The sequence below is a fragment of the Natronoglycomyces albus genome, from assembly GCF_016925535.1.
Lineage (GTDB): Bacteria > Actinomycetota > Actinomycetes > Mycobacteriales > Micromonosporaceae > Natronoglycomyces > Natronoglycomyces albus.
The window spans coordinates 1-11,466 of sequence record NZ_CP070498.1 but is presented as its reverse complement, the minus strand read 5'-3'; the positions used below and the strand labels follow the sequence as shown (position 1 = coordinate 11,466).

Annotated in this window: 7 protein-coding genes; 5 read left to right on the top strand and 2 right to left on the bottom strand. The window is 58.0% G+C overall.

Annotated features, from left to right (window positions below; all coding sequences use genetic code 11):
- Positions 1 to 250: 250 nt before the first annotated feature.
- From JQS30_RS16915 to JQS30_RS16895, 5 genes are all read left to right on the top strand, one after another.
- Positions 251 to 1,474, top strand: coding sequence for an ATP/GTP-binding protein (locus tag JQS30_RS16915; protein ID WP_343076238.1), 1,224 nt, complete (start codon positions 251 to 253; stop codon positions 1,472 to 1,474).
- Entirely contained in the window at positions 1,471 to 3,267 is a 1,797-nt protein-coding gene (locus JQS30_RS16910; RefSeq protein ID WP_213173177.1) for a type IV secretory system conjugative DNA transfer family protein, read from the top strand. The genes JQS30_RS16915 and JQS30_RS16910 overlap by 4 nt, the downstream gene beginning before the upstream one ends.
- Positions 3,264 to 3,671, top strand: coding sequence for a DUF4913 domain-containing protein (locus tag JQS30_RS16905; protein ID WP_213173176.1), 408 nt, complete (start codon positions 3,264 to 3,266; stop codon positions 3,669 to 3,671). The genes JQS30_RS16910 and JQS30_RS16905 overlap by 4 nt, the downstream gene beginning before the upstream one ends.
- A gap of 163 nt (positions 3,672 to 3,834) precedes the next feature.
- Positions 3,835 to 4,053, top strand: coding sequence for a hypothetical protein (locus JQS30_RS16900; protein ID WP_213173175.1), 219 nt, complete (start codon positions 3,835 to 3,837; stop codon positions 4,051 to 4,053).
- A 155-nt stretch (positions 4,054 to 4,208) separates the two neighbouring features.
- Positions 4,209 to 9,608, top strand: coding sequence for an SNF2-related protein (locus tag JQS30_RS16895; RefSeq protein WP_213173174.1), 5,400 nt, complete (start codon positions 4,209 to 4,211; stop codon positions 9,606 to 9,608).
- A 378-nt stretch (positions 9,609 to 9,986) separates the two neighbouring features.
- On the opposite strand, the gene JQS30_RS16890 is transcribed toward JQS30_RS16895, so the two are convergent.
- Both JQS30_RS16890 and JQS30_RS16885 read right to left on the bottom strand, forming a co-directional pair.
- Positions 9,987 to 10,526, bottom strand: a complete 540-nt coding sequence (locus JQS30_RS16890) for a ribbon-helix-helix domain-containing protein (protein WP_213173173.1) — start codon at positions 10,524 to 10,526, stop codon at positions 9,987 to 9,989.
- 34 nt (positions 10,527 to 10,560) lie between these two features.
- Positions 10,561 to 11,466: a ParA family protein gene (locus JQS30_RS16885; protein ID WP_213173172.1), complete on the bottom strand. Its 906-nt coding sequence runs from the start codon at positions 11,464 to 11,466 to the stop codon at positions 10,561 to 10,563.

The window sequence follows — 11,466 nt, the reverse complement described above, 5'->3', positions numbered from 1 at the left end:
GCTTTCACGTTCGAAAAAGCCTGGCCGGTACGGGTATCCCGCTGTTGGCGGCGGTCAGGTCGGATGGGTGGAGACACCGGCGAGATGGAGAGGGACCACTCAACAGGTGTGTGGTCTGTGGCCGTGGGCGGTGGGCACTTCTACCCCAACGGTGGGAGTGCCCATCGGCCACCATATTTACTCAGGTGACTCGGTGTGTTTCGATCCGATTTCGTGGTACACCCGGACTTCACTGATTAACTCTCCCAGCGTGTTCATTCTGGGTGAGCCGGGTATGGGGAAGTCCTCTATTGTGCGCCGCATGGTGTTGGGTCTGACCGGGCGCGGCGTGACACCGCTGATTCTGGGTGACCTCAAACCAGACTATGCGGCGTTGGTGCGCGCGCTGGGCGGGCAAGTCATTTCGGTGGGTCCCGGGCGTGACCGGATCAATCCGCTCGATGTCGGCCCGTGGACGCAATTGCACGCACAAGTTAGTGGCAAAACCGCCCAACAAGTTCGCTCCTCCGTGGTTGACCGGCGTACACACATGGTGACCGCGCTGATCAGTCTGGTGAGGAAAGGGCGAACCACAGCCGATGAGGACACAGTCATTGCTGCCGCGCTGCGGCACTTGGCCGCTGAGGAAGCCCAGCATGGGAATCAACCGGTCCTATCGGAAGTGTTGCGCACTATCCAAAATGCGCCCGATGCTGTCCGTGAGGTGACGCTGTTTGCTGGCGCAGGCCAAGAACCGCGTTATCAGGAAGCCACGGGTCCGTTGCAAGCGGCGCTGTTGGCGCTACTCAACGGGGCTCTGGGCGACACGTTCAATGGGCCGACCACCTCACCTATTGACCTGGATACACCTGCGGTGTGTGTTGACATCTCAGGTATTGATGAGAATGACCACCTCAGAACAGCCGCAACATTGCTCTCGACGTGGTCATACGGGTTTGGGTCTATTGACGCGGCACACCTGCTGGCCGATGAAGGGGTAGCGCCGAAACGCACCTTCTTTACAGTCCTCGATGAGATGTGGCGTGTTCTGCGTGTGGGCTCGGGTCTCATTGACCGCGCTGACGCTCTGACCCGGCTGAACAGGCAAAAAGGCACCGGGATTGCCTACATCACGCACGGACTGGCCGACCTGGAGGCCCTGCCAACCGAGGAAGATCGGGCTAAAGCTCGCGGCTTCGCCGACCGGTCAGCAGTACTCATGGCTGCCGCATCTACTGAAGCGGAACTGTCGGCGATATCGAAAGTGCGGCCGTTGTCTGACGCTGAAGCCTCCGAGGTCTTGTCATGGACGGCCCCAGAGTCATGGTCGGGAACAGCTGCGGAAGCCTCGGCCGGGTTGGGCAACTTCTTGATCAAAGTGGGCTCTCGGCCTGGTATCCCAGTTCACCTATCGTTGACAGAACCTGAGCTGCGGCTGGGGAACACCGATGCACGCTGGGACATTGAAACTGCCCGGCAAGGGGCAGCCGCATGAGCCGCCACATGTCACAACCAGGGGTCCTAGTAGGACTAGGGAGCATCATTCTCCTGGCCGCAGCGGCTGTGGTTTTGCTGGTGGTGCGGCTACTGGACCTGCCAGGATACGACGGTAGCCTCAACCCGTTCGTTGTGATCACCGCCGTAGCCACCGGCACAATCATTTGGACGACCTCAGCCAGTGTTGTCCTGGCATCGCTCGTCGCCGCCTTGATAGCCGTACCTGCAGCAATTCTGTGGTGGCGAATGTACCGAGGCGGTCCTCGCCGTCGCTCTGACGCGGCTTCGCGTCACATGGCGGGGAGGTCAGAACTAAAGCGTTTCTCCGCTCGCGGGGTTGCTGCCTCGGCAAAGAAACTGCGGCCAGGACTAGAGAGCAAAGAATCCGATGAGCACGGTGTGTTCGTGGCCTACCGTGTCCCCGATGGGATGAAGCTGTTTCAGTCCTGGGAAGACATGGCCGTCGACATCTGGGGTCCACGCAAAGGAAAAACCACCGCCCGTGCGATCCCGGCGGCGGTGGCCGCGCCAGGGCCGCTGCTGGTGACCTCACGTAAAGGCGACATCGTGGATGCCACACGCGGTCCACGTGAGGAGAAAGGCCGAGTGTGGGTTTTCGACCCGATGGCCATGCTCGACCAAGAGCAAGCTTTCTGGTGGAACCCGCTGGCCCCTATTAGCAGCGTTACTGATGCGCGCCGCCTAGCGGCGGCTTTCACATTCTCCGGAGATGGCACACGTGATGAATACTTCGCGTCCAAATCCGATGACCTAGTCGCCAACTTCATCCTCGCGGCCGCCGTTGGCGGCAAGACGTTGGTGGATGTGTTCGCCTGGACAACGCGGCCGCGCGACGATGAACCGGCCCAACTTCTCGAATCGGCTGGATACATTGACCCGGCCCGCGCAGTACGCGGCGCGATTGGCCTACCCGATAAAACACGTGGTGGCGTCTATGGCGGGGCCGAGAAGGCAATGGCGATTTTGACCGAGACAGCGACCTCAGCCTGGATCACGCCCACCTCCGGAGTTCCCCAGTTCGACCCGGAAGCATTCGTATCTAGTACCGACACACTGTATTTGCTGTCAGAAGATGGTCCAGGTGCTCCCGCTCCGCTGGTGGCGGCGTTTGTGGATTCGATCTATCGGGCCGGGGAGGTGGCTGCTCGCCGTTCTCCAGGGCGTCGTCTCAACCCGCCACTGCTATCGGTACTGGATGAGGCAGCCAACATCTGCAAAATCAAGAACCTGCCCAACCTGTATTCATTCTACGGATCGGCCGGGATGCCCATCATCACTATTTTGCAATCGTTTGTGCAGGGTGTGGGCGTGTGGGGCCGTGAAGGGATGCAAGCGTTGTGGTCGGCGGCGAACATCCGCGTGCTCGGCGGTGGTGTGTCTGATGCCGAATTCCTGGAAAACCAATCGAAACTCATCGGCGAGTTCGACGAGGCCACCCATTCCCACTCCTCAAGTACAGGCTCCTCGTCGCGCTCGACCTCCATGCGCCGTCGACGAATTTTGGAGCCCTCAGACCTAACGGCGCTGCCCGATGGCCGCGTCGTCGTCCTGCCCTCCGGTGCTCGCCCAGTGCTGGCACGCACCCGCGCTTGGTGGGATTCACCGTGGGCCGAGGCTATCGAGCGGTCACAACAAAAATGGGACCCACTTGGCACTTCGACGCCCTCGGACAGCTGGGATAACGGCCAGCATGAGAACTCCCATGCGGCTTCGGTGGATCGTGCCTGGGAGGCCAACCTGGCCGCGACGAAAGGATCGGCCATTCGATGAGTGAGGACAACGCTCCCGCGTATGCGTGTCTGGAGGACTGGGTGAGCCAGTGGCTGTCCCCCACGATTAACCACCGATTGGGCGACCAGTCACAACCAGGCGAGTGCTGGTGTGAGCAGTGGTGGGATCACGCCGAGGCGCTGAATCGGATCTATGCCCTATGGCAGGAATGGGAAGTTGCCCGAGCAACTTCCCAGATGTCCACGTGGTGGATCTACCATTTCGAGTCCCACTGGAGAGCGTTGACCGGCGAAGATGGCCCTTTTCGGGAGTGCCACCCCGCCCTACATGGTGAGAGCAGCAAACATATTCCCGATAAAGCCCTGCCCTGCCAGCCGATGCCACCAGAAACGATGGCGGCACTTCCTGAGGGAATACCACCACACCAAGACAATCCATTGTAGACACTTCTCATGTATGCTGTGAGTTAGGACCACGCTATGGCGCGACGTAGGAAAGCCCAACCAGGTAAAGGGCAGCTGATGCTGCCGTTGTTCGAGGACCCTGAAGCGTGGTCCGCCGAAGTAACACAGGAAGCACAGGAAGAAAAAGAGAAGGAGCACAACGATGAACGAAACCGACCGGCGCGACCTGCACCCGATGTGGGAGTCACACGTGCACAGGGGCGAGGAGATCGCGAATCGGGCCGAGGAGATAGCGCGGCAGGAAGGGGAACCCCAGGGGGGCTTCCTGGCGAGGGCTCAGTGGTTGAACGTAGCGCAGAAGATGGCAGAGGAGGAGATCCTGGCCGAGGAGAACGCCCAGAACCAGGACCAGGAGGAGTAGCTGAACCCTCCAGCGAGGTTCGGTCAGCAACGGCTGAGAACGTAGCGGAGGTTGAACCTGACTCGCGGAGGCGGATAGATGACGCGCGGCCCGTAGGGGCGACGTTTAGGCCACAGACTCAGTCACAGTTGGGGTCTGGGGGTGCGGCTACTCGTGTGCAGAACAATCTCGAAGCTCTGCGTGTCCTGCGGCGGGTTCAAGCCGAGGATCGTACGGCTGATTCCTCTGAGCAAGAGGTGTTGGCGCGCTGGTCTGGCTGGGGAGCAGTTCCTCAAGTGTTCGATCCCCGTCGTGAAGAATTCGCGCAGGCACGTCAAGAGCTAGAACAGCTGCTCTCCCGTGCCCAGATGCGGCAGGCATCGGCAACAACGCTCAACGCTCACTACACTGATGTGGCCTATACGAAGGTCATCTGGCAGGCTGTTCAAGATCTCGGTTTTACCTCCGGGGAGGTCTTGGAGCCCGGTTGCGGGTCGGGCAATTTCATCGGCAGCGCCCCAGAGGGGGCGCATCTGACCGGTGTGGAGCTAGATGAGACAACCGCAGGTATTGCCCAAGCGCTGTATCCGCAAGCCTCGATCTTGGCCTCTGGGTTTGAAGATATCCGCGCACGCGATAGCTTTGACGTCACGGTCGGGAATGTGCCCTTCCATGACTCAACGATTTTTGATCCGGTGTACAACCCCAATGATCTCTCCACACACAACTACTTCATCCTCAAGTCGCTCCAGTTGACCCGCCCCGGTGGCATTGTCGCCGTAGTTACCAGCGCTTTTACATCCGATGCGACTAATCCTGCGGCACGTCGGGAAATCGGCCAATGGGGGGATCTGCTGGGCGCGGTACGCCTGCCAAACCGGGCTCATTGGACGGCAGCGGGAACCGATGTAATGACAGATGTGTTGCTGCTGCGGCGTCGAGAGATGGATACCGATCCCTCCGAACTGACGCGGCTGTGGGAGCAAACGAGCGCGGCTGAGGAGGGCCAGCCGGCACGGATCAATGACGTTTTCGTGCAGCGGCCCGATTGGGTGATCGGCCAAGTCCGTGTGGAAAAGAATCGCTTTGGCACGATGGGCATCAGCGTCGTTGGAGATACCCAACCTGACGCAGTTGCGGCGCAACTGCGCGGGGCACTGAACGGCATCACCCAGTCCGCCCGTGAGATGGGGATGGGATTCTCTCCGGAGACTGAGCGTATGGAAATCCCAGCGGCCAGTGTCAGCTACATGGACGATCCACCGGAGCGGTTCATTCGTGAAAACACCGCGACCGAGCAGGCTGATCATTTCCAGATGTGGTCGCTAGGTGCGTGGCGGGACATGACCGTCCCTAAAACACAGCGTGCTGAGTTGCGGGCGCTGCTGGGCATCAGAGACACAGTGGTCTCACTAGTAGATGCCGAGGCAAACAATCTCGATGAGACTGTCGAGATCCGGCAACTACGTGAACAGCTCAATGAGCGCTATGACGCCTACTTCAGCACCTGGGGTCCAATTAACCGGGTCAAACTCATTCCACGGTGGTCGACCGATCCTGAGACCGGACAGAAAGTCCCGCTGCTGGATAAGAACACCGGGGAACAGAAAGTCACTCGTCGCTTCCCTCCTCAGGGGGGATTCCGTGGCGACGCCCACGCTTTCCTGGTCAAGGCTTTGGAAAACTATGAGCCCATCAGCGGCGTAGCAACCAAAGAGGATATTTTCACCCACCGTGTTCTACGACGGCGCACCGAAGTACTCGGGGCTGAAACCGCTGCCGATGCCCTTGCTATCAGTCTGGACCGCACCAACCGCGTCGACCTGGACCTCATCGCTCAGTTGCTGGGCGTGGAGGCAGACAAGGCTCGCCAACAGCTCGACTCCCTGGTTTTTGACGACCCTGTCTCAGGTGAGCTAGTTACAAAGTCCGAATACTGCTCAGGTGACGTCCAATCCAAGTTGGATGCCGCGCGCGCTGCTGCGCAGACCGATCCGGCCATGTATGCCAACGTCGATGCGCTCAAAAAAGTCCTCCCTACCCCTTTGACCAGTCAGGACATTAAGGCGTCGCTGGGGTCAGCATGGATTCCCGCCGCCGATGTGCAAGCGTTTCTACGAGAAATTCTCCATGACCGAAATCTGCGGGTCGAACACGCTGGAGGATCGTTCTGGGCAATCTCAGGAGCAAGGAACGATGGCCCCATCGCCACAGGGGAATGGGGAACACCTCGCCTGCCAGCTCCAGCGATTGCCGAGCATTTGCTGACTGCCAAGCCTATTAAGCTCACACGTCAGATCGACACTCCTGACGGCGGCAAAAAAAGTGTGGCTGACCTCTTTGCAACCCGTGTGGCACAGGCCAAAGCCGATGCGATGAACGAAAAGTTTGTCTCGTGGCTCTGGTCAGACGCACAGCGGGCACAACGGTTGTTGGAGTTCTATAACCGCACCTTCAACTCAGAAGTTCCACGAGTCTATGACGGTCAGCATTTGACGCTGCCGGGTTTGTCTGATTTCTACACGCTATATGACCATCAGCGGGCTGCGGTTCACCGAATGATGTGCCAACCCTCCATAGGGCTGTTTCATGGCGTCGGGGCAGGGAAAACGCTGGAGATGGCCGTGGGCATCATGGAGATGAAGCGGCTAAAAATGGTCAATAAGCCCGTTGTTGCCGTTCCCAATCACATGCTCGAACAATTCAACCGTGAATGGCTGCTGGCATACCCACAAGCAAAACTGTTGGCAGCGTCTACCGAAGATCTTTCGAAAGATCGTCGACGTGAGTTCATCTCCCGCATCGCCACAGGTGATTGGGATGCTGTCATCATTACCCATTCAGCATTCGAGAAGATCGCCCTCTCAGCTGAGAGCCAAAAAGCCTATTACGACGCAGAGCGCGACAAACTTCACCGGATGAAATCCTTCGCTGTGGGCGATGACCAGCGTCGAACAGTTAAACAAATTGAAGGATACATCAAGCGCATCAACACACGCGAGGCGAAGGCGCTCGACCGTATTGAGCGGAATCGGGATACCGATCTGACGTTCGAACAGACTGGTATTGACTATGTCACTGTCGATGAAGCACATTTGTACAAAAATAGGTTTCGTGCCTCCAATATCGACTCGATGGCGATAATCGGTAGTAATCGGTCGACTGATCTGGACATGAAACTTGGGTATCTACGCTCCACGGGGAAAAAGCGTGTTACCTGCTTGGCTACGGCAACCCCCTTTCCCAACTCACTGGGTGAAGTACACACCATGTTGCAATTTTTGGCCCCTGAGCGTCTTGAGGAGCTGGGATACGATATTTACGATTGCTGGGCAACCACACACTGCGAAATTGTTACAGCGATAGAAGTATCCCCTGAAGGCGGCATTAGGACTACGACCCGGTTTGCTCGGTTTGGAAATGTCCCAGAGCTCCAGCGTGTGATCTTTGGCGTCGCTGACATTAAACTGTCCGAAGACTTGAACCTAGTAGTTCCTGACATTGTGGCTCGCGCCAGTGATGGTGAACGTCTGCCCGAAATCGTCGCTATTCCTCGCAGTAGCGCTTTGAGTGACTACATGGGGGAAATTGGAAAACGAGCCTCCGACGTCCGATCTGGGGTTGTGCCTGACACCGTGGACAACATGCTGAAGATTTCCGGTGATGGGCGCGCAGTGTCCGCTGACGTGCGGCTACGGGGCATCGAGACAGACGAGCCACAGAAAGTCGATGTTGCCGCCGATAGGATCGCACAGATCTGGCAAACCTATCGCGATACGGTCTATACGGACCGATACGGCCAAGACCAGCCACTGACTGGAGGGCTTCAGCTAGTTTTTTGCGACTTGGGAACCCCCAGCGATAAATGGAATGTCTATGACCAACTACGCGAGAATCTAGTAGAGCGTGGAATGGAACGTCGACGGGTGCGGTTCATCCACGAGGCGCGCAACGACATCGAGAAAGGGCAACTGTTTGAAGCGGCCCGTACGGGCAATATTGATGTGCTAATCGGTTCAACAGCGAAGATGGGTGTGGGCACCAACGTCCAAGCGCGCGTAGTAGCGATGCATCACCTGGATTGTCCGTGGCGACCCGCTGACGTGACTCAGCGCGAAGGGCGCGGAATTCGTCAGGGAAACCAAAACGACGAGATACAGGTGCTGCGCTATGTGGTCGAAGAAAGCTTTGATCCCTACGTATGGCAAACTGTAGCGCGCAAAGCAGTCGCCAATAACCAGGTCATGCGTACCGATTTCGCTGTGCGAGAGATTGAAGATATCGACGAGGTGACGTTGAGCTTCAACGAGATCAAGGCGATCGCATCGGGCAATCCGCTACTGCTTGAGCTGGCCGAGGCCGAAGCGACTGTGGCGAAACTTGAAGGCATCAGGCGTGGCCACCAGGCGATGCTGCATTCATTGCGTGAGACGATCAGCGGCAATCAGTCGCGTATCGATGGTCTCGAAGGAGTCAACGAAGCCTTGGCCGTGGCTATCCCGCAAGTGCGTGACACACGCGGGGAGAAGTTCCACGCCGTCATCCGGGGCGAGGAATTCAATGAATTCACCGCCGCATCGGACGCGCTCCGAGAGCAGCTTCAAAAGTTTATCTCAGCGGGTGTTCCTACCGGAGGATCGCGCGCACTTGGGCAGTTCGCCGGCTTCGGACTCAAAGCGGTGGCCGGGATTAACAATACGGTCAGCGTGGAGTTGGACCAGGTACCTCTAGTAGCGGCCAAAGTGAACTCCGCGACACTTTCTACCGCGCAACCATTGACCAAGTTGCGTAACGACCTGGCAAAACTTCCAGACATGATTCAGCAAAACGTTGCAACTATGGCTAGTTTGCGCGCAGACATTATTGCTGCGGAAGAACGACTTGATACACCGTTCGCCCAGGAGGCTGAACTCGCCACAGCTCGGGCTCGGTTTGAAGAGATTGATGCCGAGATGAAGAAGGCATCTAAACCGGAATCCAACGCGGTGTTGGATGTCGTTCTCGAAGCTGACTCAGAAACGAGTAAGATGCGCATCACTGGCGTGTTTCCGCAGGCGATGTCAGAGGATAACTACATTCATGTCGTCGAGGTGCTGGAGAACAGCGGTTTTGAACAGCAAGATGAAGGCGATTGGGCGCGAAAAGGACAATTCCCTAGTAGGCCGGGGTTTCTCGCAGAGTATGCTCCACTGTTCGAAAAACGGTTGGGCATCCCCATTACGTTGACCGATCAAGGCACCGTCATCTATCAAGGCCAGGGAGTTGAGGTCAAACGTGAAGTCAAAGAGCTGACCTCGGCCACTGCGGCCCAATCCAGTGCTGCATCGGCGTTCCCACGGCCAGTCTCGGCGGGTTCTCACCGCGCAACCGACCCTGAAAGAGACAAACGGGTACAGCAAGAGGTGCAGCAACGATCAGGGATGACGCAGAAGGGTGATGAACAGACGCGGTTAGCGTTCTGCGGCTGGCGCGGGTGTCGCCACCGGGCTGGCTGGCAGTTTCGGTGGCGCAGAGGTGAGCATAGCTTTTTGACGCATGACGACCACATTGCTGGTTGGCGCGGTCATAGCCGTTGAAGCCGAAGCGGCCGCTACTGACCTAGTACCGGCCGTAGCGTCCTTAGCGACTGTGGCATTGTTCAAGACCGGGGCCTTAGAGGTGGTCTCAGGCTGGTCTTGGTCGAGGTCAGATTTAGGAACCTGGTCAACCACACGATGAGTTAGGCGTTCCTCGTTCCCGTAGTCCCCCACCTGGTTGTTCTGGTTCTCACGTGCAGCGCGCCGTGACGCAAGAGCTGACGTAACCTGAGTGAACGCTTGTATCGCTGCGACCGTTTTTGCCTGAACCTCACGCTCTCCATCACCGATATCATCCTCAGACATGGCCACGCCCCTTTCCAATAGACCACTCTAACGTGCCACGTTCCTACTCTCAGAGATTGTTGTGCGGCTCCTTCAGCTCAGGTAGGACTCAAGGGCCACCGAGATCAGTTCAGAACGGCTCAGCGCTCCGTTGCTCTCTACCAGATCATCGATGACCGCAATTTCTGCTGGTGTGGCGCGGATTGTCCACATTTCACGGTTGACGCCTTCGGGGCGTTTTTGGCTTCGTTGGCTGGTCCGGGACGGAAATAGGCTACTGGTGCGAGAACCGGTGTGCCTGGCTCTGATGAGACTTTCAAGCCGTGGGAGTTCGGCTTCAATAGCGGCGAACGCCACGTCAGCATTGGTTTCATTGTTGGCTCGTTTGCGCTGGGCAGCTCGTTTTTTGACTGCTGGCAACAGGAATGTGTTGATCTGGCGCGCGGCGGCGGCTGATTGAGCGTTGTCGGGTTCCGGTGCGACGGTTGGTCGCTCGTCCTGGGGCGTTTCAGTAGGAGCTTGTTCGACAGGCGTGGGCGCGGGTTGTCGTTTTGGGGACCGTTCAGGGAGTATGCCTCCGAGTTTGCTACGGCCCGTGGGTCCGAAGGCGTCGCCAAGGTTCTCGGTGGTCATTGTGGTCTCCTGACGTTGATCTGTTGTTGGGTGTTTAGTTGGCAGGTTCGGCGGCGGCCATGATTTGCAAAATCTCAGCCCCAATCTCGGCGTAATCTTCTGAAACTTTCCCGGTTGTCGGGGACATGCTTGATGGTTTCTTGCCTTGCCGCAAGGCTTCCCATCGTGGCGGAAGCGCCTTGACATCCTCTTCGAGCTCGTGAGCGAGTCGGCCGGTTTTGCGCATATCGCGGGCCACGCGCTCGGCGTAGCGAACGCTGGCCGTCAACATGGGAGATTCTTGCCCTCCGAAGGCTTTTTGGATATCGGCATGGACCTCGCGGCGGATGGCTGAGGCGTTGGAGGCGGTGCCAAATAGCACTATGCCTAGTAGTTGTAGGTGGGGGTTGACTTCGCGGGCGCGGACAAATCGGCTCGCTACCAGACCCATGCCGACAAGCCCTCCGGGGTCGGAACGGGTGGGCATGATGATCCAGCGTGCGGCGCAAAGTGCCAGGTTGGACAGGTTTTTTGCCTCTGGTGGTGAGTCGATAATGACAATGTCGTATTGGTCGGCGATGGGGGCCAGGGAGTCGCGCAGCGTGGTGCGGCCGTTATCGGAGTCGCTGCGGCCTGCGAGTACGGCGGTGAGGTCGTCAATGTGAATGCCGCCAGGGACGACGTCGAGGTTGGGGCGGATTCCCTGAACTGGTTTCAGGGGGGTGCCTGCGGTAAGGGCCTGGAAGAGGCCTAGACCTTTGTCGTCAATAGCGGGGTTATCGCGATAGGCCAGGTCATCGGCAACGTTTGCTTGTTTGTTGAGGTCGATGAGGAGAACTTTGTATCCAGCAGCGGCATATTGACCGGCCAAGTTATCGGCCAAACTGGTTTTTCCGACACCGCCTTTATCGTTGAGGAACGCGATGGTGCGACTTAGATTGTCGTCAAGTTCGTGTTGCAT